Here is a 21,776-nt window from a genome sequence, read left to right on the forward strand (position 1 = left end):
ATCCTGCATTCCAAAAACAGTCCACAAAGTCAAATGCGATCCTAGCTCAATCGCTTAGCCGCTCTTCACGGACGACGGGTGAGGGGTTCTCTCCGCGCGTGACCTCATGCTTGTGAATTCGCGGAAGCAACCCCTCATCCGGCGCTTCGCGCCACCTTCTCCCACAAGGGGAGAAGGAAAAAGCGAATTACCAGCTCCAACTGATCTCGTGGCTCCAGGGCGGATCGGCGCCCGGACGGGTGCAGGTCAGCCCAGCGCAATTGGCGGCAAAGGACAGCGCGCGGCCCAGCTCGTCCGCGCCGATATCCTTTAGTTGTTGTCGGGCGAGACGTCCTTGCTTGTGCAGGGCGAACAACAACGCCGCCTGAAAACTGTCACCCGCGCCGATGGTGTCGGCGACCACGACCTTGGGGGCGGCGACCTCGATCTGCCCTGCCCCCGCATGCCACGCGATCGCACCGTTGTCGCCACGGGTGATGACGACGAGGCCCGCGCCCCGTGCGAGCAGCGTGCTCGCACGCTGGTGATATAGCTCGTCGGCGAACAGATAGGTAAAATCGACGTCCGACATCTTGATGAGATCGGCGCTGGCCGCAAACTCGGCCATGCGCGCGAGATAAGCCGGTTTGTCCTTCACGAGGTTGGGCCGGCAATTCGGATCAAAGGAGATTGTCGAGGACGCTCGTGCGTCCGCGATCAGGGTCCTGGTCTCGGTCGCGCCCCGGTCGTTGACCAGTGTGGTCGAGCCGACATGGAGGGCTTCAACAGTATCGAACGGAATGGAGCCGCGCCGGTAGGTCCAGTTCCGCGTCGCGGTCTCGGCGTCGTAGAAGGCGTAATGCGACTCGCCGGCGACGATGCGAACGAAGGCGAGCGTGGTCTGGTGTTCGCTGCGGGTGGCGAGCGCGAGCTCGACATTGGATGCAGCGGCGTGGTCGGCGATCATGCGCCCGAACAGGTCGGTCGAGATGCCGCCGACAAAGCCGGCCGGCGCGCCCAGGCGCGCCATGCCGATCGCGACGTTGAGGCAGGAGCCGCCGACGGCCGGCATCACCGCTTCGCGCCCGTCGGTGTTTCGCGTCGGGACGAAATCGATCAGCGCATCGCCGCATGAAATCAGCATCCGTTTTCAAACTCCCACTCGCATCGCGGCGCGGCCGCCGCGATCGACCTCGCGCAGCAATCTGTAGACCCCGCGTTTGCGGGCGTGGAAGGCGGCGATGTCGGGCGTGGTCGGCTCGCTCTTCCGTCCCAGCGCCGACATCTTTGCCATGGTCTCCCCGATCGAGGCATAGGCGCCGCCGGCGACGGCGCCAAGCATGGCGGCACCGAGCAGCACCGGCTCCGTGGTCTGCGGCAGCGCCACGGTAAGGCCAGTCGTATCGGCCATGATCTGCCGCACCAGCGGGCTGCGGCTGGCGCCGCCGCCCATGATCATGATGCTGGAGTGGACGCCATGCGCGGCAAAGGCCTCGATCACCTCGGCAAGCCCATAGGCGAGCCCGCACAGACCGGCGACGAACAGCCGTTCCATCGAGGCGATGCCGGTGTCGAGATCGAGGCCTGCGATCACCGCGCGCGTGTCAGGGTCGGCGTAGGGCGAGCGGTTGCCGATGAACTCAGGAAGAACATGGACGTCGCGGGCCAGCAGCGCGGCGCGGCTGGCGCCGCCTGCGCGTGCGATGATGCGGCGCTCGAGAAACTCGATGAGGTCTAGGCCCTCCCTGCGCGCCGCCGCGCTCGCTTCGGCGTGGCCGGGATGCGATTTGAGAAGATGGTCGATCGCAGCGCCCGCAGCGGACTGCCCGCCCTCGTTAAGCCAGAAATTCGGCACCATGCCGGAGTAATAAGGACCCCACACGCCCGGCACGAAGCACGGCTCCTTGGTCGTCGCCATGATGCAGGCCGACGTTCCCATGATGTAGGCAAGGCGGTCGGAGACATCTGTGACGCCGTCCGACTCATCTCGGCCGCCGATTGCGCCGATGCCGCCGGCATGGGCATCGATCAGGGACGCTCCGACCGGCGTGCCCGGTGACAAGCCAAGATCGGCAGCTGCCGTACCGGTTAGACCGGCGCCGAGCCGCGTGCCGGGCGCGACAATCTCGGTCCCGATGCGGGCGTATTTCTCGTTGACGAAGTCCGACAGGCCGATGCGCTTGAAGAATGGCGCGCTCCAGCCGCCGCCGTCATGGGCGAGATAGTTCCATTTGCAAGTGACCGTGCAGGTCGAGCGTTGCAACGAGCCAGTGGCGCGCCAGGTCAGGTAATCCGCAAGATCGAAGAAGTGCCCTGCGGTGTCGAAGCTCACGCGCATATGCCGCTTCAGCCACAGCAGTTTCGGCATCTCCATCTCGGGCGAGATCGAGCCGCCGACATAGCGCAGCACGGCATCACCGGTTTCGTTGATCAGTCGCGCCTCGGCCGTTGCGCGGTGATCCATCCAGACGATGACGTTGCGCTGCCTGTCGCCGGAGGCGCTGATGGTGAGCGGCTCGCCTTGCCAGTCGAGCACCACGAGGGAGCAGGTGGCATCGAAACCGATACCGCCGACGCTGTCGGGCGCGATTGCAGCTTCCGCCATCGCGGCCCGTACCGACGCCGTGCAAGCGTCCCAGATATCCTGGGACGACTGCTCGACGACATCGCCGGCCTCATGCCAGATCCTGATCGGATGTTTGGCCGTCGCCAGCAAGGTGCCCGCCTCGTCGAACACCCCTGCCCGCGTGCTATTGGTCCCTACATCGACGCCGATATACGCTCGCGGCATTGTCGCCCCCGGAAGCTCTCGTCAATTTTGACGCAAGCCTACCAGCAAGTGTAGCCGCCATCCACCAGCACGATGCTGCCGGTCATCAGGCTCGCGGCCTCAGAAGCCAGGAACAGCACGACGGAGGCGATCTCCTCGACCTGCCCCATCCGTGCCATCGGGGTTCCACCGATCCAGGCATCGTACATTCTCGGATTGCTCTTCACGAAGGCGTTGAGCGGCGTCTCGATATAGGTCGGCGCGACCGCGTTCACGCGGATGCCGCGCGCCCCCCATTCGGCGGCGAGCGATTTCGTGAGATGGTGCACGCCGGCCTTGGACGCGTTGTAGAAGCACTGCTCCTGCGGCTTGTTGACGATGAATCCGGACATCGATCCGACATTGACGATGGCGCCGCTCTTGGCGTTGAGCATGTGCTTGCCGAACTCGCGGCAGCACCAGAAGGTGCCATTGAGATTGACGTCGATGACGTTGAGCCAGTGCTCGTCGGTCACGGTCTCCGCCGGTGTCTCGCTGCGGGCGATGCCGGCATTGTTGACGAGGATGTCGATCTTGCCGTGGCGGGCAACGAGGCCGTTGGCCACTTCCGCCACGCGCCTGGTGTCGGTGACGTCCATGATCGCCGTCTCGATGTCGTAGCCTTTCGCCTTCAGCTCGGCTTTCGCACTGTCGGCGACTTTGCTGTCACGATCGCCGATGACGACCCGGGCGCCGGCTTCAGCCAGCGCTTCGGCGCAGGCGAGCCCAATGCCCTGCCCGCCGCCGGTGATGAACGCGATCTTGCTGTTCAGCTTGAATTTTTCCAGGTACATTTTGGTCTTTCCGGTTTTCTTGCCGTTTCTTGTCAGTTCCGAATGGCGTTACCGCTCGCGTCGAAGCGATGGATGCGCGCGGGCTCCGGCACCAGCGATACATGGTCGCCGGCGTGCAGGCTCAATTCACCGATGTAGCGCGCCGTCAGCATGCCGAGCTGACCGGCATCGACATAAAGGAAGGTGTCGCTGCCGAGATGCTCGGCCACCGCGATCGTTCCCTGCCAGCCGCCGGCGCCGTCGCGCTCGATCTTGAGATGCTCCGGCCGTACGCCGATCGTTGCCGCGCCCTTCTGCAAGGCGTGCTCGCCGGTGACGAAGTTCATCTTGGGCGAACCGATGAAGCCGGCGACGAAGAGGTTGGCCGGCTTCTCGTAGAGATCCAGCGGCGAGCCGTATTGCTCGATCTTGCCGCCGTTGAGCACCACGATCTTGTCGGCCATGGTCATGGCCTCGACCTGGTCGTGGGTGACATAGATCGCGGTGGTGCCGAGCTGCTTCTGAAGCCGCGTCACCTCGATCCGCATCTGCACGCGCAGCGCCGCGTCGAGATTGGAGAGTGGCTCGTCGAACAAAAACGCCTTGGGCTCGCGGACGATGGCCCGCCCGATCGCGACGCGCTGGCGCTGGCCGCCGGAGAGCTCGCGCGGCTTGCGGTCGAGATAAGGTGTGAGGTTCAGCGTTGCCGCGGCGGCCTCGACTTTGCGGTTGATCTCGTCCTTGGCCAGCCCCGCCATCTTCAGGCCGAAGCCGATATTGCCGCGCACGCTCATATGCGGATAGAGCGCATAGGACTGGAACACCATCGAGAGCCCGCGCTTGGCCGGCGGCGTGTCGACCACGTTCTTGCCGTCGATCAGGATCTTGCCGCCGGAGACGTCCTCGAGCCCCGCGATCAGCCGCAAGAGCGTGGTCTTGCCGCAGCCTGAGGGACCTACGAACACCACGAAGGAGCCGTCGGCAATCTCGAGGTCCGCGCCCTTGATGATGTGCACGGGGCCAAAGGATTTCTGCACATCCTGAAGTGTGATCTGACCCATGATCCGGCAGCCCTTCCTACTTTACCGCGCCAAAGGTGAGCCCGCGCACGAGCTGCTTCTGGCTGAACCAACCGAGGACGAGAATAGGCGCGATCGCCAACGTGGAAGCCGCCGACAGCTTTGCCCAGAACAGCCCTTCCGGACTCGAATAGGACGCGATGAACGTGGTGAGCGGCGCAGCGTTCGAGGTCGACAGATTGAGCGTCCAGAACGCCTCGTTCCAGGCCAGGATCAGGTTCAGCAGCATGGTCGATGCGAGCCCCGGGATCGCCATCGGCGTCAGTACGTAAATCAGTTCCCGACCGATGGTAGCGCCGTCCATGCGCGCGGCTTCGAGGATGTCGCGCGGGATCTCCTTGAAATAGGTGAACAGCATCCAGATCACGATCGGCAAGTTTCCGAGGCACAGGATGAAGACGAGGCCGATGCGGGAATCGAGCAGGCCGAAGGACTTGTAGATCAGATAGATCGGCACCAGCACGCCGACCGGCGGCATCATCTTGGTCGAGAGCATCCAGAGCAGGATGTCCTTGGTGCGCTTGGTCGGCGAGAACGCCATCGACCAGGCGGCGGGGATCGCGATCAAAAGCGCAATGAGCGTCGAGCCGCCGGCGATGATGATCGAGTTCATCGCGTGGAGGAAATAGTCGCTGCGCTCCTGCACGGTCGCGTAGTTCTCCGTGGTCCAGTGGAAGAACAGGAAGGACGGCGGGATCGCAAAAGCCTCGAGCTCGGTCTTGAAGCTCGCCAGCACCATCCACAGGATCGGGAAGAAGATCAGGAAGCCGAAGAACCATGCCCCGATGGTCGAGACCACCACCCGCTGCCTCGTCGCCATCCGCGCCATGTCTCATGCCTCCAGGTTGCGACCGACGATACGGACGAGGAAAAAAGCAACGATGTTGGCGATCACGACAGCGACGAGGCCGCCCGCCGAAGCGGTGCCGACATCGTACTGGATCAGTGCCTGCGAATAGATCAGGAAGGCGATGTTGGTGGTCGACAGTCCCGGGCCGCCACCCGTGGTGACGTAGATCTCGGCAAAGACGGTGAGCAGGAAGATCGTCTCGATCAGGATCACCACCGTGATGGGGCGCGCGAGGTGCGGCAGCGTGATGTAGATGAAGGTCGAGACCGCGCTGGCGCCGTCCATTTCGGCGGCTTCCTTCTGCTCCTCGTCGAGGGACTGCATCGCGGTGAGCAAAATCAGCGTCGCGAACGGCAGCCATTGCCATGACACGATCAGGATCACGGCGAGCAGCGGCGCGTCGGTGAACCAGTCGATCGGCGTCAAGCCGAACAGCGAGGCGATCCAGGCAAACAGCCCAGACACCGGATGCATCAGCAGGTTCTTCCAGACCAGCGCGCTCACCGTCGGCATCACGAAGAACGGCGCGATCACCATCAGCCGCACGATGTTGAGGCCGATCACGGGCTGGTCGAGCAACAGCGCCAGCGGAATTCCGAGCAGGACGGTCAGCGCCAGCACCGAGCCGACCAGCACCAGCGTGTTCTGGAGCGAGGCGAGGAAGGCGGGATCGGTGAGGAAGTAGCGGAAATTTTCCAGCCCGACGAACGATTCCGAGCCGGGATCGAGCAGACTGTAGTGCAGCGTCGAGAAATAGAGCGTCAGCGCGAGCGGGACGATCATCCAGATGAACAGCAGCCCGACCGCCGGCGTCAGGAGCGTCCGTGCGAGAAGCTGCGTCTGCCGGGTTGCCATTCTTGGCTTCTCCGCTTGCGGGAAGAAGGCGGCCATCCATCTGGAGCGGTGGATGGCCGCAAGTCTGAGCTCAGGAGGGAGAGATCGAGCTCACTTGATGTAACCCGCGCGCTTCATCTCGCGCTCGGTTGAAGATTGCGCCGCGGTGAGCGCGGCATCGACCGTCATCGATCCCGCAAGCGCGGCCGAGAATTGCTGGCCCACCTGCGTGCCGATGCCCTGGAATTCGGGGATCGCCGCATATTGCACGCCGACGTAGGGCACCGGCTTCACCGTCGGCTTGTTCGGATCGGCGGCGTCGATCGAGGCGAGCGTCAGCTTCGCGAACGGGGCGACCTTCAGATATTCAGGGTTTTGGTAGAGCGAGGTTCGGGTGCCCGGCGGCACGTTGGCCCAACCCTCTTTCGCGGCGACGACCTTGGTGTAGTCCTTGCTGGTGGCCCAGGCGATGAACTTCTCGGCGGCTTCCGCTTTCTTCGAGCCGGCGGGGATTGCGAGACTCCAGGCCCACAGCCAGTTGGCGTTCTTGCCCAGGCCCATGTTGGGCGCCAGCGCGAAGCCGACCTTGTCGGCGACCTTGGAGTCCTTCGGATTGGTGACGAACGACGCCGCGACCGTGGCATCGATCCACATTGCGCACTTGCCGGCATTGAACAGCGCGAGGTTCTCGTTGAAGCCGTTCGAGCTCGCACCGGGAGGGCCGGCCTGCTTCATCAGGTCGACATAGGTCGTGAGCGTCGCCTTCCATTCCGGCGTATTGAACTGCGGCTGCCACTTCTCGTCGAACCAGCGTGCGCCGTAGGAATTGGCCATGGCCGAGAGGAACGCCATGTTCTCGCCCCAGCCAGCCTTGCCGCGAAGACAGATGCCGTAGACGCCGGCGCTCTTGTCGGTGAGCTTCTTGGCAGCGTCGATGACGAAATCCCAGGTCGGATTTTCAGGCATCTTGAGGCCGGCCTTGTCGAACAGGTCGGTGCGGTACATCACCATCGAGCTCTCGCCGTAGAACGGCGCGGCGTAGAGCTTGCCGTCGACCGAGACGGCATCCTTGATCTTGGGCAGGAGGTCGGCGACATCGTAGTCGGCGCCGAGATTGGCGAGCGGCACCAGCCAGCCCTTCTTGGCCCAGATCGGCACCTCGTAGGTGCCGATGGTGAGAACGTCGAACTGGCCGCCCTTGGTGGCGATGTCGGTGGTGACGCGCTGGCGCAGCACGTTCTCTTCCAGCGTCACCCATTTGACCGATATATCGGGGTTCTTCTTGGTGAATTCACCCGTCAGCCCCTGCATGCGGATCATGTCGCCGTTATTCACGGTGGCGATCGTCAGGGTGGTTTCGGCCATCGCGGGGACGGCCAACAACAGGCAAGACGCGCCACAGACGGCGCCGAGGACGTGTTTCACGGTGACCTCCCTAAGCTCGCGCTTTTGAGCATATGCCCACGCGTTGGGCGTATGTTCGACTGAGGGCGCGCCGTTGTCAAGCAGGCACAAAGATGTTCGCGCAACTTATGAGTGCTGCGATGCGGGAGTGATGAGAGCTGCCGCCTCGCACTCAGCTGTCATGCCCCGCGAAAGCGGGGCATCCAGTACTCCGTGCCGCCTGTTGATTTGCCCTAAGCGAGGCCGCGGCGTACTGGATCATCCGCCTTCGCGGATGATGACAGCAGTGCGAGAGGCGCTATCGCCGCCCTACCGCTCCAGAATCGCCCTTGCGGTCGCCTCGTCCGTGATCAGGCCATTGATCAGCCGCCCATTCAGCGCCGCCGCGATCGCCGGCACCTTGGCGGCGCCGACGGCGGCGCCGATCGTGGTGGTCTTCGCCGGGACCTCCGGCGGGATGCTGGTCAGGCGCTTGTTGGTTCCGGCCTTCAGCAGCCGACCCTTGGAATCATAGGCCCAGCCGGTGATCTCGCCGATCGCCCCCTGCCGCATCATCTCGAACAATTCGTCGCGGGTCACGAAGCCGTCGACATGGACCTGCGCCTTCTGGTCCATCTGGCCGATGCCGACGAGGCGCAAATCCGCCTTGGCCGCGACCGCCTTGACCTTCGCGATCGGCTCGATCCGGACCATCTTGTTGCGCTCATCCTCGGACGACATCAGGAACGGTAGCGGCATCGGATAGTGCCGCGCACCGGTGCGGTCGGCGAGCCGGCCGACGGTGTCGTAGAAGCTCGCCGAACCGTCGGCGGAGATATTGCCGACCAGCGAGACGATCTGGTGGTTGGGCCGGTCGATCGGCGTGACGCGCTCGACCGCGGCGCGCACGGCGCGTCCCGTCCCGAGCGCGACGATGACGGGGGTTTCCGAACGCAGGGTGGAATCGAGCAGGTTGGCACAGCGTTCGGCAATGCCCGCCGTGGCCTGCGGCGCGGCGGAATCCGCCGGCACCACCTCGCAATGGGTAAGCTCGAAACGCTCCTTCAGACGCGCCGCCAATTCCATGCACGCGGCGATGGGATGTTCGAGCCGGAAGGTGATGAGCCGTTCCGCGAGACACAGCGACACCAGCCGCTGCGCCGACGCGCGCGACACCTGGAGCATCTTCGCGATCTCGTCCTGGGTGTGACCGGCAATGAAATAGAGCCAGCCGGCACGCGCGGCGTCATCGAGCCTGGACTTTTCGTTCTCGGCGGCCATGGCAGGCGTCAGGCGTCCTTCCAGAAATCGATCATGCGCGCGAACACCCGGTCGGCCCCCGCACCCGACAGTATAGCCTGCCCGTCGCATCCGCGATAATGGCTGCCGCCGGCAAATCCCCAGACCGTCATGCCGGCCGCCTTGCCCGCCTGCACGCCGCTCGCACTGTCCTCGATCACCAGCGTGCGCGCAGGTTGCGCGCCCATCTGCTCGGCCGCGTAGAGAAAGAGATCGGGCGCCGGCTTGCCGTGCCTGACCATCTGCGCCGTGTAGATCCGGTCGCCGAAATGCGCCCGCAGGCCGGTGACGTTAAGAGAGAGCGCGACACGGTCGATGTCGCTGGACGAAGCCACGCAGAATGGTGCCCGCAATTCCGATATCACGGCGGCCACACCCGCGATCGGCTGGAGTGATCCGGCGAACGTGCTCAACACATGCGACTCAAGCGCGGCAGAAAGCCGTCCGGCACGACCTGCCCGAGATCCCGATAATGCTGCTCGACCGCCTTGATGCTGCGTCCGAGAAAGAGCTCGAGCGCTTGCTCCTGGCTCAGCGCGATGCCGCATTCGGCCAGCACATCGGACAGGCACCGACAGCTCAGCAGCTCACTGTCGACCAGCACGCCGTCGCAGTCGAAGATGATCAGATCGGGTTTCGGCCGGCCCTGGTCCATCCCAGCATTCGATCATATACCCAATTGGTGGGCAATAGCTCACCCAAGGCCGGAACGCCGCACCCTTTTCTGGATCAGTGCGCCACCTGCCGGTAGATCGCCGGCAGCGCCGCGGGCAGTCGGCGGATATTACCGACGATGGCGTAGCCGCCGCGCCCGAACAGCGTCGGGAAATAGGACTGCGCGGTTGCGTCCACCGTGACGCCGAAGGCGGCGATGCCGAGCCGGCGCGCCTCCTGCACCGATTTGCGGGTGTCCTCGACCGCGAAGCGGCCTTCGTAATGATCGACATCGTTCGGCTTGCCGTCGGTGAGGACGAGCAGCAGCTTCTTGCGCTGCGGCTGACGGGCGAGCTCGGCCGAGGCGTGGCGCACCGCCGCGCCAATCCGCGTGTAATAGCCGGGCTTCAGCGCGCCGATACGACGCTCCACTGCCGCGCTCATCGGCTCGCCGAAGGCTTTGACCGTTTCGAGCCGCACCCAGGACCGCCGGCGCGACGTGAAGGTCAGGATGCTGTGGTGGTCACCGCAGGCCGACAGGCCGTGCGCGAGCACGAGCAGCGCCTCCTTCTCGACGTCGAGCACGCGATGGCCCTCGACCCAGGCGTCCGTCGAGAGCGAGACGTCGACGAGCAGCGTGACGGCGAGATCGTGCCCCTGCGGGCGCATCGCGACATGGATGCGATCGAGACCGCCGCCGCTGCCGGCGCGAAGATCGCACCGCGCGCGCACGAGCGCGTCGAGGTCGAGATCGTGCCCGTCGGCCTGGGCGCGCATCAATTCGCGGCGCGGCCGCAAGATCTCGAAGCGCCGCCGCACCTGACGGATATGCCGGCGCATGGTCTCGTCGGGCGACCAGATCTCGCCGGTCTCGGACGCGGCGCCCGCGAGCACGCGGCAATGATCGGGCAGGTAGGAGCTGCTGCGGTAGTCCCATTCGGGATAAGTGAGATCTGCGTTCAATGGCGAGGCATCGAGAGCTTCCGGCGGCAGGTCGAGATCGAATTTGAGCCGGCTCGCCGGCTTGCCGCTGCGGCGGCTCAGCGTCATCTCCTCGAGATCGTCGGCGGCCTTCTGCGCGTCCTCGTCCTCGTTGTCATCGGCCGGACGGTCGACATTGACCATCTCGGCCATCGCGAGGATCTTTTCGAAGCGGTTGAGCACGAAGGGATCGCGGCGTTTGGCGTTGTCCTCGCGCTCGCGCACGGCAAAGCGCTTGCGATTGTCCTGGGTCGCGGCCCCCGCGCCCGGCGCGCACGCGTCGTCGCCAGCATGCGCGGGCGAGAACTCGCGCGTCCAGCAATCGCCCCAGAGCGGACACGGCAGGACCGAGCGATAGCCGGGCGGGACCTTGTCCGGCAGCGGACCTGTCCCCATCATCGCCGGCCACAGCTGGCCTGCGGGCGCCTTTCCGGTCCCGAGCAAGGCCAGCACGATCCGCTCGATCTCCTGCTCAAGACGCGGCAACGGACGTTGCGGCCGGGCTTCGGCCATTGCTGCGGCGAGCCGCGCGTAATCGGCGGCGAGCCCGGGAAACTGCGTGAGCACGAAGACCGCCGTCTCGCTCGCCCGGCGCAAGACCAGAAGGTCCCGCCGCAGCGGATCATGCTCCGTGATCGTCTCGATCGGCGCGACCGCGAACCACGCCGCAAGCCAGCGATAGAGGCATGCGTTGAGGTCGCGGTCGGCAAATATCGCAATGCGACCGGGGAGGAAGATGGTCGCGGCGTCGCGGCCCGGCTGTTCGAGACGTTCGTCTCCAAGGCCGATGCGCTGCCGCCAGCCGAGCCGATGGCCCGCGCTACGTGCACCCGCGCTCGCGATCTGAACGCCTGGCTCGCCGCCAAACGCACGGAACATCACCGCGAGCCGGCCTCTCACCTCCGCAAGCGCGACCGCGTGATCATCGTGAACCGGATAGCTCGCGGTGCCGCCGACCATCCGGTGCCAGGCGCGGCCGACCGTCTCCTCCAGTTCGAGGAAGTCGAGCATGGGACCTGCCTCACGCAATCACGGCGCGCGCGACATCCAGCAGCGCCGCCTTGACGTCGGAATCGTCGGTCAGCGGCTCGATCATGCCGGCGATCACGGCATCGGCGATCGAGACTCCCGCCGCAATCAAAGTCGCGCAATACACCACGAGTCGGGTCGAGACGCCCTCCTCCAGATCATGCCCCTTCAGCGCCCGCAGACGTCCGGCAAGCGCGACCAGCGGCCGTACGCGATCCGGCGGCAGCCCGCTCTCGGCCGACACCACCGCAATCTCCTGCTCGGTCGGCAGGAAGCCGAACTCAATGGCGACGAAGCGCTGCCGCGTCGACGGCTTCAACGCCTTGAGCAGGGTCTGGTAACCGGGATTGTAGGAGACGACGAGCATGAAGCTCGCGGGAGCAACGAGCTCCTCGCCGGTTCGCTCCAGCGGCAGGATACGGCGGTCGTCGGTGAGCGGATGCAGCACGACGGTGACGTCCTTGCGGGCTTCCACTACCTCGTCGAGATAGCAGATGCCGCCCTCGCGGACCGCGCGCGTCAACGGACCGTCGATCCACACAGTGTCGCCGCCTCTCAGCAGATAGCGGCCGGTGAGATCGGCGGCGGTGAGATCGTCGTGGCAGGCGACGGTGTGGAGCGGCAAGCCCAGCCGCGCGGCCATATGCGCGACGAAACGCGTCTTACCGCAACCGGTCGGCCCCTTCAGCAGGACCGGAAGCCGGTGCCGCCAGGCATGCTCGAACAGCGCGCATTCGTTGCCGCTTGCGACATAGGCCGGTAGCGCGGGTGCAGGAGCGGCCAAGGCGTGAAGGGCTGCTTTCATGATCTTTCTCCGTAGATTTCTGAAGCGGCGGCCGCGACGAAACGCGGCCGCCGTCACGCTTACTCGGCCGGCTGCAGCACGGCGGGAATGGTCGCCAGCTTCTCGCGGCCGGGCACCAGCACCGCCCAGACGAACATCAGCGCGGAGATCGCGACGAACCCACCGGAGCCGAGCCGCACCCAGTAGAAGAATGCGAGCTGGTCCTGCACGTCCATGTAGCCCTGGCCGAGCACGCGCTGGAGATGGACCTGGACCACGCCGGCAAAGGTCAGCGCGAACGTCATGGTCATCATGGCCGTGCACATGATCCAGAAGCTCGTCATGCTGAGCCACTGGTTATAGGGCGCGCGTCCCTTGATCTGCGGGATGGCGTAAGCCATCACGGCAAGGTTGAGCATCACATAGGCGCCAAAGAAGGCGAGATGGCCGTGCGCAGCGGTGACCTGGGTGCCATGGGTGTAGTAGTTCACCGAGGACAGCGTGTGCAGGAAACCCCAGACGCCGGCTCCCAGGAACGCCATCACCGAACAGCCGACCGACCACAGCAGCGCGGCGCGGTTCGGATGCTTGCGGCCGGCCTTCCAGGTCATCTGCACCGTGAAGATCACCATCGTGAAGAACGGCGCGACCTCGAGCGTCGAGAACAGCGAGCCGATCCACTGCCAGTAGCCGGGCGCGCCGATCCAGTAGAAATGGTGGCCGGTGCCGAGAATCCCCGAGAACAGCGCGAGGCCGATGATGACGTAGAGCCACTTCTCGACCACCTCGCGATCGATGCCATTGAGCTTGATCATGAGATAGGCGAGCACGGAGGCCATGATCAGCTCCCAGACGCCCTCGACCCAGAGATGGACGACGTACCACCAGTACATCTTGTCGACGGCGAGGTTCGCCGGATTGTAGAAGGCGAACAGGAAGAAGATCGCAACGCCCCACAGGCCGAACAGCAGGATGTTGGTGACCGTGGTCTTGCGTCCCTTGAGCGCGGTCATGGTCACATTGAACAGGAACATCAGGCAGACGACGACGATACCGACCTTGATGATGAAGGGCTGCTCAAGGAACTCGCGGCCCTCGTGGTAGTGGAAGAGATAGCCCACGACCGCGACGCCTGCTGCGCCAAAAAACATCCAGAACTGGATCTTTGCGAGTAGCGGGCTGTACAGCTCGGTCTCGGTTTCCTCAGGCAGCAGGAAGTAGGTCGCGCCCATGAAGCCGATCAACGACCACACGATCAGCGCGTTGGTGTGGATCATCCTGACGATGTTGAACGGCAGCAGAACCGACAGCGTGTTGGGCAGGACGTAGATCGTCCCGGCGAGGAGGCCGAACAGGACCTGAGCCAGGAACAGGGTCAGCGCGCCGTAGAAATACAGCATCGCGACTTTTTGGGTCTGATATTTCATCTCGGATTCTCTCTGTCTTGAAAGAGGAAAGCGGCGGGCTCAACCGGCCTTGTTCGGCGGCCAATCCTGGCGCTTGATCGTGCTCACCCATTGCAGGAAATCGGCGAGATCGTTGAGCTCCTGGTCGGTGAGGTTGAATTGCGGCATCTGCCGCCTGCCCTCCGCGCCTGAAGGCTGCGACTGCATCCAGGCCTTCAACGTCTCTCGCGCGCCGGCCGGATCCTCCTTGCCGCCCCATCGATCCCAGACGTTGCCGACTTCGGGCGCGAAATAGGCGCCTTCGCCGAGCAACGTGTGGCAATTGATGCAGGAGTTCTTCTCCCAGACATGCTTGCCGCGGGCGACCGACGACGTCAGCGTCACTGCGTCCGTCGAGGTCGTGACCATGTAGTAGTGGCTGTGCGCCGTCAGCCCGATGAAGATGGCGAAGAAAAAGGCCGAGCCGCCGTAGAAGACGTTTCGAGCGGCCGACTTGGTCAGGCGTTCAGCCATTGCCAATCCTTTCAATTGAGTCCCGCCGAGAAAATCGGTGATGCGATTTATCGCTGATCGGCACGGCCTGTTCTTTGTCAGGGCGCAAGGAGTGAGTCAGATCAGGGCGCTGACGGCAGATGTGAGCCAGGCAAACAGCACCACCATGAGGATCCAGGCGCTGACGAGGCCGCGCCAGAGCGCAGGCGCCGCGCGAAGATCGAGGAAATCGAGCGCAATCCGGCGGCCCTTGACGGCGGCCAAGGCCAGCAGCAGGGCGTTGCCGAGCAGCGGCCGCGGCACCAGCGGTGGCACCAGGATGGTCGCGAGCGCGAGGCCGATCAGCGCGATCCATGTGATGTCCAGGCGATCCGGCATCGTCACCGCACCAGATAAAGAATCGGGAACATCACGATCCAGACCAGATCGACCATGTGCCAGAAGGCCGTTCCCGTCTCGACGCCGAACGCTTCAGCGCGGCGGCAGACCAATGCGAGGATGATGATGCCGAGGCAGACGTGCAGAAGATGGAAGCCGGTCAGGAGGAAGTAGAGTGTGAAGAACGGACTGGTCTCGAGTCCGATGCCGCGTCCGATCTCTTCGGCATATTCGCCGAGCTTGATCGCCACGAACAGGCCGCCAAGCCCCATGGCTGTGAGGAGCCAGGATTGTGTCGCCCGGCTCTCGCTGGCCCGCGCGGTCTTCGCAGCCCGGGCTGCGGCCCAACCGCTCGTCACCAGCACGACAGTGTTCAATCCGGCGAGACCCGGATCAAGCGCCGCCTGCCCCACCGCGAACACGGCCGGATGGATCGCGCGGGCGACCGCGAATGCACCGAGAAACAGACCGAAGGCGGCGAGCTCGCTGAAGATCAGCACCCAGATCATGGGATCGCCGGGAAGATCGTCCAGAATTCCCCAGCCGGCTCCCCGTGGTTCGCAATCGGCTGCCGACATCTGCTCTTCCGGATCAGGACACCAGCCAGACTTAGCTCAGCCGTGCCGATCCGAGTTTGTTGCCGGACAAACTTGGGGAATGCCGATCAATTTGTTTGCGCCGTCGCAACGTCCGGCCGGCCGGGTCGCGGTACCAAACGCCCCAGGGTTCCGTGGAGCTGCGAGCGATAACATGAGCGATGCACAAATCGGGCTGATGACCGCAACGCCCATCATCATCGTCTTCGCCATCGCGCTCCGGCGAATGGGCGTGCTATCGACCGTGGCCACCGTCTCGGCGGTGAGCCTCTCCGTCGCGATCGCCGGGGTGCTGATCACGACGCAGTAATGACTGCCGTAGCCCGCATGGAGCAGAGCGGAATGCGGGTCAGTAGCCCCGGATTGCGCTTCGCTCCATCCAGGCTACGCAGCCTCATCTCCGCTGATTATATACGTCGATGCACACCGCCCCGAGCAGGACCAGACCCTTGATGACCTGCTGATAGTCGATGCCGATGCCGAGGATGGACATGCCGTTGTTCATCACACCCATGATCATGGCACCGACCACGGCGCCGCCGACGCGGCCGACACCGCCATAGGCCGAGGCGCCGCCGATGAAGCAGGCGGCGATGACGTCGAGCTCGAAGCCGAGACCCGCCTTCGGCGTTGCGGTGTTGAGGCGCGCGGCGAAGACGAGGCCGGCGAGCGCGGCGAGCACGCCCATGTTGACGAAGGTGAGGAAGGTCAACCGTTCCGTCTTGATGCCCGACAGGCTTGCCGCTTTCGCATTGCCGCCGACCGCGTAGACCTGCCGACCGATGACGGTGCGGCGGGTGACGAAGCCGTAGAGCGCGATCAGCGCGGTCATGATGACCAGCACGTTCGGCAGACCGCGATGCGAGGCGATCAGATAGGTGAAATAGAGCACGGCGCAGGCCAGGAGAATGCTCTTGCCGAGGAAGAACGCGTAAGGCTCGACCTCGATGCCGTGCAACTGCTCGCGCGAGCGCCCCTTGGCGCTGGCGTAGACGAGGCCGAGCGCGAGCACCGCACCGACCAGCATCGACGTCGGATGCAGCGTGCCGGCCTCGGGCAGCATCTCCGGAATGAAGCCCGACGACAATTTCTGGAAGGTCGCCGGGAACGGCCCGAGCGACTGGCCCTGCAACACCGCGAGCGCAAGTCCTTTGAACACCAGCATGCCGGCCAGCGTCACGATGAAGGACGGAATCTTGAAATAGGCCACCCAATAGCCCTGCGCGGCGCCGATTGCCGCGCCCAGCAGCAGGCAGGCGATGAAGGCGAGCGTGTAGTCGACCTTGTATGTCACCATCAGCACGGCGGCCACCGCGCCGACGAAGCCCGCGACCGAGCCGACCGAGAGGTCGATATGGCCGGTGACAATGACGAGCAGCATGCCCAGTGCCATGATGACGATGTAGCTGTTCTGCAGTACCAGATTGGTCAGGTTGAGCGGCTGCAGCAGCGTGCCGCCGGTCATGACCTGGAAGAACAGCATGATCGCGATCAGCGACATCAGCATGCCGTAATTGCGCAAATTGTTCTTGATGAAGCTGCCGTGCCGGCCCTCCTCGGGCAGCGAAACCGCCTTGTCGGTCATAGCTGCGATCCTCCCATCTCCGCACCCGCGAGGGCGCTGCTTCCATAATTTCTGTCGTTGCGCATGATGGCGCGCATGATCTTTTCCTGCGTCGCTTCGGCGCCGGGGAACTCGCCGACGAAGGCGCCGTCGTTCATGACACAGATGCGGTCGCAGATGCCGAGTAGCTCGGGCATCTCCGAGGAGATCACCACCACGCCGCGGCCGGCTTCCGCAAGCTCGTTGATGATACAGTAGATCTCGTATTTGGCACCGACGTCGATGCCCCGGGTCGGCTCGTCCAGGATCAAGACCTTGGGGTCGGTCATCAGCCATTTCGACAGCACGACCTTTTGCTGGTTGCCGCCGGAGAGCTGGCCGGTCTCCTGATAGACGTCGGAGCAGCGGATGCGCATCCGGTTGCGGTAATCGCTGGCGACCTTCAGCTCGGCGATGTCGTCGATCACCCGGTTGGGGGCGACCTGGTCGAGGCTTGCCAGTGTGATGTTCTTGCGGACGTCGTCGGCGAGGATCAGTCCGAGCTGCTTGCGGTCTTCGGTGACATAGGCAAGGCCGGCGTCGATCGCGGCGGCCACGTTGGGCAGCACGATCTCACGGCCCTCGAGCCGGATGCGACCGCTGATCGTGGTGCCCCAGGAGCGGCCGAACAGGCTCATGGCGAACTCGGTGCGCCCCGCCCCCATCAACCCGGCGATGCCGACGACCTCGCCGCGTTTCACGCTGAAATCGACGTTCTTGATCACCTGCCGCTCGGGATGGATGGGATGGTAGACCGACCAGTTCTCGACGGTGAGAACGGGCTCGGCGATTTTTGCGCTCCGCTCCGGAAAGCGATGGGCGAGATCGCGGTTGACCATGCTGCGTATGATGCGGTCTTCCTGGATCGGCTCGGCGCGGCAGTCGATGCCGTCGACGGTGCGGCCGTCACGCAGCACGGTGATGTGGTCGGCGACCTTGGCGACCTCGTTCAGCTTGTGCGAGATCAGGATCGAGCCGATGCCCTGCGCGCGGAACGCCATGAGGCGTTCGAGCAGCGCGGCGCTGTCAGCCTCGTTGAGGCTCGCGGTCGGCTCGTCCAGGATCAGCATCCGCACCCGCTTGGACAGCGCCTTGGCGATCTCGACAAGCTGCTGCTTGCCGACGCCGAGATCGGTGATCAGCGTATCCGGCGATTCCTTGAGGCCGACCTGCGCCAGGAGTTCCCGCGTGCGTCTATAGACCTCGTCGCGATCGATGACGCCGAGCTTGGACGGCGGATGCGACAGGAAGATGTTTTCGGCAATCGACATCAGCGGGATCAGCGCCAGCTCCTGATGGATGATGATGATACCGAGCGCCTCGGAATCGTTGATGTCGCGGAAGCGGCGCTCCTCGCCATCAAAGATGATGGTGCCCTCGTAGCTGCCGGCCGGATAGACGCCGCTGAGCACCTTCATTAGCGTGGACTTGCCGGCACCGTTCTCGCCGACGAGGGCGTGGATCTGCCCGGCTTCAACCAAGAAGTTGACATCGCGCAGCGCCTGCACGCCGGAAAAGCTCTTGCTGACGTTACGCATCTCCAGCATTGCAGTCATTGGATCATTCTCCCGGGGGCTTCCACAATCGTCATGGCCGGGCTTGTCCCGGCCATCCACGTGCAGCCGCTTGCGAAGAGGGACGTGGATGCCCGGGACAAGCCCGGGCATGACGAGTTGATAAACATGCGCTTCGCCCTAACCCTAAAGAACTCCCTCTCCGCAGGTCGGGAGAGGGAGTAGACCTCTTACTGGAACTGCGACTTCTTGTAGTAGCCGCTGTCGACCAGGACCTTCTCCCAATTGTCCTTGTAGACCACGACCGGCTTGAGCAGATAGGACGGCACGGTCTTGGCGCCGTTCTCGTAGGTCTTGGTGTCGTTGACGGTGACCTGCTTGCCGGCCAGCGCAGCGTCGACCATGTCGGCGGTCACCTTGGCGAGGTCGCGGGTGTCCTTGAAGATGGTCGAATACTGGTCGCCGCGCAGCATCGCCTTGATCGAGGGCACCTCGGCATCCTGGCCCGAGATGATGGGCATCGGCTGGCCGGCGCTGCCATAACCAACGCCCTTCAGCGAGGAGATGATGCCGATCGATAGGCCGTCATACGGCGACAACACCGCGTTGACCTTCTTGTTGCCGTAGTAGGCACTGAGCAGATTGTCCATGCGGGCCTGCGCGGTGGCGCCATCCCAGCGCAAGGTCGCGACCTTGTCCATGCCCATCTGGCCGGAGACGACGACGAGCTTGCCGCTGTCGATGTACGGCTTCAGCACACTCATCGCGCCGTTGTAGAAGAAGTAGGCGTTGTTGTCGTCGGGCGAGCCGCCGAACAGCTCGATGTTGAACGGACCCTTGCCATCCTTGAGGCCGAGGCCCTGCACGATCGACTCGGCCTGGAGCACGCCGACCTGGAAATTGTCGAACGTCGCGTAATAGTCGACGTTCGGCGTGCCGCGGATCAGGCGGTCATAGGCGATCACGGTGATGCCTTTCGCTTTCGCCTGCTTGAGCACGTCGGACAGCGTAGTGCCGTCGATCGCGGCGATCACCAGCGCTTTCGCGCCCTTGGTCACCATGTTCTCGACCTGCGAGAGCTGGTTCGGAATGTCGTCCTCGGCATATTGCAGGTCGGTGTTGTAGCCGCGCTCCTTCAGCACCTTGACCATGTTGTTGCCATCGTCGATCCAGCGCGCCGACGATTTGGTCGGCATGGCGATGCCGACTGTTGCTTTGTCCTGGGCCGAGGCGGTGACGCCCGCGGCCATCGTCGCAGCGCCGGCCAGCGCCAGCGCGAGGAAGGTCGTCTTCAGTTTCAGCATGTTTCACTCCCTTTGGTGTCAGACTGTTTTTTCGTGTCGCCGAGAACTTTGGTGGTGTGCGGCTTCGAGCCTCCTATGCGAGCTTGACGTCAGGCTCCGCGCGACCGCGCGCGGATGCCTCCAACAGAAAGGTGTAGCCGGCTTGCGGATCGGCGGCACGCGCCGCCGCATCCATGTCCTGCCAGGCCGAGGTGACGAGGAGACGCGACAGATCAGGGCCTACAAAAGCGGGGCAGCTCGCCTGCTTTGCCGGCACGCTCATCGAGCGCAGCCGCTCGCCTTGCGGAGAGTAGACGTCGATACGGCCAGCGCCCCAGCACGCGTTCCAGATGTTTCCGTCGGCGTCGCACACCGAACCATCGAGACCGCCGATGCCGGTGTGGCGCAGCAGCACTTCCGGCTCGCCGCGCGGCAGGCCGGTCGTGGGATTGAGCGGCACCGCGTAGAGCACCGCGCGCGCAGTATCGGCGAAGTAGCCGGTGGTGCCGTCGGGCGAGAAGCAGATCGAGTTGGGAATGCTGACGCGCGGAAACAGCATCGAGATCTCGCCGTGATGGAACGCGTAGATCGCGCCTGCCCCTGCTTCCGCCTTGCGGCCCATGGTGCCGATCCAGAACGTGCCGGAGGGATGCACGCGGGCATCGTTGGAACGGGTCGCGGGATTATCGGCTTCGAGCGGACAGATCAGCGTCATCGCGCCATCGGCGATTTTGCGGACATAGAGCCCGTCTTCCGCGACGATCAACTGCCGTTCGGCGTCGATCCGCCCAAGTGCGCTCGCCATCCGGCCCAGCGCATGAACGCGAATGCTGCTGCTGGCGAGCTGCGCCTCGAACAGTCGCCCCTCGCGGATATCGAACCACCAGGCCGTGTCCGTGGTCACGTCATAGGTCGGCCCCTCGCCGAGATGGCAAGGATCGTCCGAAAGAACCGAGGTGGGCACCTGTTCCATCATGACCTCCTCACCGCAAAGCGATAGACCGTGTGATGGCGGTAGACCTCGCCCGGCGCTAGGCGCGGGCTCGGGAAATCCGGCCGGTTCGGTGCGTCCGGCCAGATATGCGGCTCCAGGCACATCGCGTCGGACTGCCGGTAGAGCTTGCCGCCCTTGCCCGAGATCGTGCCGTCGAGATAATTACCCGAATAGACCTGCAGACCGGGCTGATTGGTGAGCAGCTCCATGATGCGCCCCGAGCGCGGTCCCTCCAGCCGCGCCGCGAGCGCAAGTTTGCCATCACGCGCGAGACTGTAGGTGTGATCGTAGCCCCTGCCGTTGCGCAATTGCTGGTCGCTCTCGCGGATGCGCTCGCCGACGGCCCGCGGCTCGCGGAAGTCGAACGGCGTGCCGGCAACGCTGCGCGGCGGCTCCGGCAACGGAATGGCGGTGGGATCGATCGCGAGGAAATGCCCGGCGGCGACCGTCAGCTTGTGATCGAGAATGGGCGTGCCTGATGTCGCGCCTTCCAGATTGAAGAAGCTGTGGTTGGTCAGGTTGACGATGGTCGGCCGGTCGGTCCGCGCCTCCATGGTCAGGGATAGCTCGGCCGGGCCGGTGACGCGATAGGTCAGGCGCACATCGAGCCGACCGGGAAAGTTTTCCTCGCCATGCGGGCTCGTGTAGGTCAGCGTGACTGCGGGCTTGGCGCCATCGTCGATCTCCGCAATGTCCCAGAGCTTGCGGTCGAAGCCGTCGAGGCCGCCATGCAGCGCATTCGGACCGTTGTTGACGGGAAGCTGCACCGTCTCGCCGTCCAGCGAAAATTGTCCGTTGGCGATGCGATTGGCGTAGCGGCCGACGGTGGCGCCGAAAAACTTTCGCTCGGCGAGATAGCCGGCGAATGCGTCATGGCCGAGCACGACGTCGTCGTAGCCGCCCTTGGCGTCCGGCGCGCTCAAGGCCTGCAAGACTGCACCATGGGTGATGATGCGCGCCTCGAACCCGCCCTCTCCGCGCAGCACGATGCGGTCCACCTTGCGGCCGTCCGGCAGCGTTCCGAAGACGTCTCTTTCTGTTTTCGATCCAGCCATG

20 protein-coding genes and 1 pseudogene are annotated in these 21,776 nt (G+C 64.4%); 1 reads left to right on the plus strand and 20 read right to left on the minus strand.

The features are described 5' to 3' along the window. Positions 1-187: 187 nt before the first annotated feature. The 15 genes and pseudogenes from BRA1253DRAFT_RS08885 to BRA1253DRAFT_RS08955 form a co-directional block, all read right to left on the minus strand. The gene (locus BRA1253DRAFT_RS08885; protein ID WP_007593204.1) at positions 188-1,123 is read right to left on the minus strand and encodes a carbohydrate kinase; all 936 of its coding nucleotides are present in this window, start codon (positions 1,121-1,123) and stop codon (positions 188-190) included. A gap of 6 nt (positions 1,124-1,129) precedes the next feature. Then, positions 1,130-2,770, minus strand: coding sequence for an FGGY-family carbohydrate kinase (locus BRA1253DRAFT_RS08890; protein WP_007593205.1), 1,641 nt, complete (start codon positions 2,768-2,770; stop codon positions 1,130-1,132). Positions 2,771-2,808: 38 nt separating this feature from the next. After that, the gene (locus BRA1253DRAFT_RS08895) at positions 2,809-3,582 is read right to left on the minus strand and encodes an SDR family NAD(P)-dependent oxidoreductase (RefSeq protein WP_007593208.1); all 774 of its coding nucleotides are present in this window, start codon (positions 3,580-3,582) and stop codon (positions 2,809-2,811) included. A 32-nt stretch (positions 3,583-3,614) separates the two neighbouring features. Continuing rightward, on the minus strand, positions 3,615-4,622 hold the full coding sequence (locus BRA1253DRAFT_RS08900; protein ID WP_007593209.1) for an ABC transporter ATP-binding protein: 1,008 nt from the start codon (positions 4,620-4,622) through the stop codon (positions 3,615-3,617). Between the two features lie 16 nt (positions 4,623-4,638). Next, positions 4,639-5,469 (minus strand): carbohydrate ABC transporter permease, encoded by an 831-nt coding sequence (locus BRA1253DRAFT_RS08905; RefSeq protein WP_007593210.1) that lies wholly within the window; start codon positions 5,467-5,469, stop codon positions 4,639-4,641. 3 nt (positions 5,470-5,472) lie between these two features. Next, positions 5,473-6,345, minus strand: coding sequence for a carbohydrate ABC transporter permease (locus BRA1253DRAFT_RS08910; RefSeq protein WP_007593211.1), 873 nt, complete (start codon positions 6,343-6,345; stop codon positions 5,473-5,475). A 90-nt stretch (positions 6,346-6,435) separates the two neighbouring features. Beyond that, positions 6,436-7,749, minus strand: coding sequence for a sugar ABC transporter substrate-binding protein (locus BRA1253DRAFT_RS08915; RefSeq protein ID WP_007593212.1), 1,314 nt, complete (start codon positions 7,747-7,749; stop codon positions 6,436-6,438). Between the two features lie 288 nt (positions 7,750-8,037). Next, on the minus strand, positions 8,038-8,988 hold the full coding sequence (locus BRA1253DRAFT_RS08920; RefSeq protein ID WP_007593213.1) for a sugar-binding transcriptional regulator: 951 nt from the start codon (positions 8,986-8,988) through the stop codon (positions 8,038-8,040). 8 nt (positions 8,989-8,996) lie between these two features. Next, a pseudogene (locus BRA1253DRAFT_RS08925) lies at positions 8,997-9,661 on the minus strand (HAD family hydrolase). 74 nt (positions 9,662-9,735) lie between these two features. Then, on the minus strand, positions 9,736-11,652 hold the full coding sequence (locus tag BRA1253DRAFT_RS08930) for a nitric oxide reductase activation protein NorD (RefSeq protein ID WP_007593214.1): 1,917 nt from the start codon (positions 11,650-11,652) through the stop codon (positions 9,736-9,738). A 10-nt stretch (positions 11,653-11,662) separates the two neighbouring features. Next, on the minus strand, positions 11,663-12,475 hold the full coding sequence (locus BRA1253DRAFT_RS08935) for a CbbQ/NirQ/NorQ/GpvN family protein (protein WP_007593221.1): 813 nt from the start codon (positions 12,473-12,475) through the stop codon (positions 11,663-11,665). A gap of 59 nt (positions 12,476-12,534) precedes the next feature. Beyond that, positions 12,535-13,881 (minus strand): cbb3-type cytochrome c oxidase subunit I, encoded by a 1,347-nt coding sequence (locus BRA1253DRAFT_RS08940; RefSeq protein ID WP_007593223.1) that lies wholly within the window; start codon positions 13,879-13,881, stop codon positions 12,535-12,537. Between the two features lie 39 nt (positions 13,882-13,920). Next, positions 13,921-14,373, minus strand: coding sequence for a cytochrome c (locus BRA1253DRAFT_RS08945; RefSeq protein WP_007593225.1), 453 nt, complete (start codon positions 14,371-14,373; stop codon positions 13,921-13,923). Between the two features lie 96 nt (positions 14,374-14,469). Then, a complete protein-coding gene (locus BRA1253DRAFT_RS08950; RefSeq protein ID WP_007593227.1) occupies positions 14,470-14,730 on the minus strand; it encodes a cytochrome C oxidase subunit IV family protein in 261 nt (86 codons plus the stop codon). 2 nt (positions 14,731-14,732) lie between these two features. Then, a complete protein-coding gene (locus BRA1253DRAFT_RS08955; RefSeq protein WP_007593229.1) occupies positions 14,733-15,308 on the minus strand; it encodes a cytochrome c oxidase subunit 3 family protein in 576 nt (191 codons plus the stop codon). A gap of 172 nt (positions 15,309-15,480) precedes the next feature. On the opposite strand from BRA1253DRAFT_RS08955, the gene BRA1253DRAFT_RS44375 reads away from it, so the two are divergent. After that, on the plus strand, positions 15,481-15,636 hold the full coding sequence (locus tag BRA1253DRAFT_RS44375) for a hypothetical protein (protein ID WP_007593230.1): 156 nt from the start codon (positions 15,481-15,483) through the stop codon (positions 15,634-15,636). An 84-nt stretch (positions 15,637-15,720) separates the two neighbouring features. Here the strand turns inward: BRA1253DRAFT_RS44375 and mmsB are convergent, their stop codons facing one another. The 5 genes from mmsB to BRA1253DRAFT_RS08980 form a co-directional block, all read right to left on the minus strand. Then, a complete protein-coding gene (gene mmsB, locus BRA1253DRAFT_RS08960; RefSeq protein WP_007593232.1) occupies positions 15,721-16,911 on the minus strand; it encodes a multiple monosaccharide ABC transporter permease in 1,191 nt (396 codons plus the stop codon). Further along, entirely contained in the window at positions 16,908-18,485 is a 1,578-nt protein-coding gene (mmsA, locus tag BRA1253DRAFT_RS08965) for a multiple monosaccharide ABC transporter ATP-binding protein (RefSeq protein ID WP_007593235.1), read from the minus strand. The genes mmsB and mmsA overlap by 4 nt, the downstream gene beginning before the upstream one ends. A 188-nt stretch (positions 18,486-18,673) precedes the next feature. Then, a complete protein-coding gene (gene chvE, locus BRA1253DRAFT_RS08970; RefSeq protein ID WP_007593237.1) occupies positions 18,674-19,747 on the minus strand; it encodes a multiple monosaccharide ABC transporter substrate-binding protein in 1,074 nt (357 codons plus the stop codon). Between the two features lie 73 nt (positions 19,748-19,820). Then, entirely contained in the window at positions 19,821-20,699 is an 879-nt protein-coding gene (locus tag BRA1253DRAFT_RS08975) for an SMP-30/gluconolactonase/LRE family protein (RefSeq protein ID WP_007593239.1), read from the minus strand. Continuing rightward, positions 20,699-21,775 (minus strand): aldose epimerase family protein, encoded by a 1,077-nt coding sequence (locus BRA1253DRAFT_RS08980; protein ID WP_007593243.1) that lies wholly within the window; start codon positions 21,773-21,775, stop codon positions 20,699-20,701. The genes BRA1253DRAFT_RS08975 and BRA1253DRAFT_RS08980 overlap by 1 nt, the downstream gene beginning before the upstream one ends. Between the last annotated feature and the right edge of the window lies 1 nt (position 21,776).

The organism is Bradyrhizobium sp. WSM1253 (genome assembly GCF_000244935.1).
In the GTDB taxonomy this organism is placed as follows: domain Bacteria; phylum Pseudomonadota; class Alphaproteobacteria; order Rhizobiales; family Xanthobacteraceae; genus Bradyrhizobium; species Bradyrhizobium canariense.

What these genes read in the sequence shown, in the direction of transcription:
- BRA1253DRAFT_RS08940 (WP_007593223.1), bottom strand. Translation starts at nt 13,881, where the DNA reads ATGAAATATCAGACCCAAAAAGTCGCGATGCTGTATTTCTACGGCGCG.
- BRA1253DRAFT_RS08900 (WP_007593209.1), bottom strand. Translation starts at nt 4,622, where the DNA reads ATGGGTCAGATCACACTTCAGGATGTGCAGAAATCCTTTGGCCCCGTG.
- chvE (WP_007593237.1), bottom strand. Translation starts at nt 19,747, where the DNA reads ATGCTGAAACTGAAGACGACCTTCCTCGCGCTGGCGCTGGCCGGCGCT.
- BRA1253DRAFT_RS08955 (WP_007593229.1), bottom strand. Translation starts at nt 15,308, where the DNA reads ATGTCGGCAGCCGATTGCGAACCACGGGGAGCCGGCTGGGGAATTCTG.
- BRA1253DRAFT_RS08905 (WP_007593210.1), bottom strand. Translation starts at nt 5,469, where the DNA reads ATGGCGCGGATGGCGACGAGGCAGCGGGTGGTGGTCTCGACCATCGGG.
- BRA1253DRAFT_RS08935 (WP_007593221.1), bottom strand. Translation starts at nt 12,475, where the DNA reads ATGAAAGCAGCCCTTCACGCCTTGGCCGCTCCTGCACCCGCGCTACCG.
- BRA1253DRAFT_RS08895 (WP_007593208.1), bottom strand. Translation starts at nt 3,582, where the DNA reads ATGTACCTGGAAAAATTCAAGCTGAACAGCAAGATCGCGTTCATCACC.
- BRA1253DRAFT_RS08945 (WP_007593225.1), bottom strand. Translation starts at nt 14,373, where the DNA reads ATGGCTGAACGCCTGACCAAGTCGGCCGCTCGAAACGTCTTCTACGGC.
- mmsA (WP_007593235.1), bottom strand. Translation starts at nt 18,485, where the DNA reads ATGACTGCAATGCTGGAGATGCGTAACGTCAGCAAGAGCTTTTCCGGC.
- BRA1253DRAFT_RS08910 (WP_007593211.1), bottom strand. Translation starts at nt 6,345, where the DNA reads ATGGCAACCCGGCAGACGCAGCTTCTCGCACGGACGCTCCTGACGCCG.
- BRA1253DRAFT_RS08930 (WP_007593214.1), bottom strand. Translation starts at nt 11,652, where the DNA reads ATGCTCGACTTCCTCGAACTGGAGGAGACGGTCGGCCGCGCCTGGCAC.
- BRA1253DRAFT_RS08885 (WP_007593204.1), bottom strand. Translation starts at nt 1,123, where the DNA reads ATGCTGATTTCATGCGGCGATGCGCTGATCGATTTCGTCCCGACGCGA.
- mmsB (WP_007593232.1), bottom strand. Translation starts at nt 16,911, where the DNA reads ATGACCGACAAGGCGGTTTCGCTGCCCGAGGAGGGCCGGCACGGCAGC.
- BRA1253DRAFT_RS08950 (WP_007593227.1), bottom strand. Translation starts at nt 14,730, where the DNA reads ATGCCGGATCGCCTGGACATCACATGGATCGCGCTGATCGGCCTCGCG.
- BRA1253DRAFT_RS08975 (WP_007593239.1), bottom strand. Translation starts at nt 20,699, where the DNA reads ATGGAACAGGTGCCCACCTCGGTTCTTTCGGACGATCCTTGCCATCTC.
- BRA1253DRAFT_RS08890 (WP_007593205.1), bottom strand. Translation starts at nt 2,770, where the DNA reads ATGCCGCGAGCGTATATCGGCGTCGATGTAGGGACCAATAGCACGCGG.
- BRA1253DRAFT_RS08980 (WP_007593243.1), bottom strand. Translation starts at nt 21,775, where the DNA reads ATGGCTGGATCGAAAACAGAAAGAGACGTCTTCGGAACGCTGCCGGAC.
- BRA1253DRAFT_RS44375 (WP_007593230.1), top strand. Translation starts at nt 15,481, where the DNA reads ATGAGCGATGCACAAATCGGGCTGATGACCGCAACGCCCATCATCATC.
- BRA1253DRAFT_RS08920 (WP_007593213.1), bottom strand. Translation starts at nt 8,988, where the DNA reads ATGGCCGCCGAGAACGAAAAGTCCAGGCTCGATGACGCCGCGCGTGCC.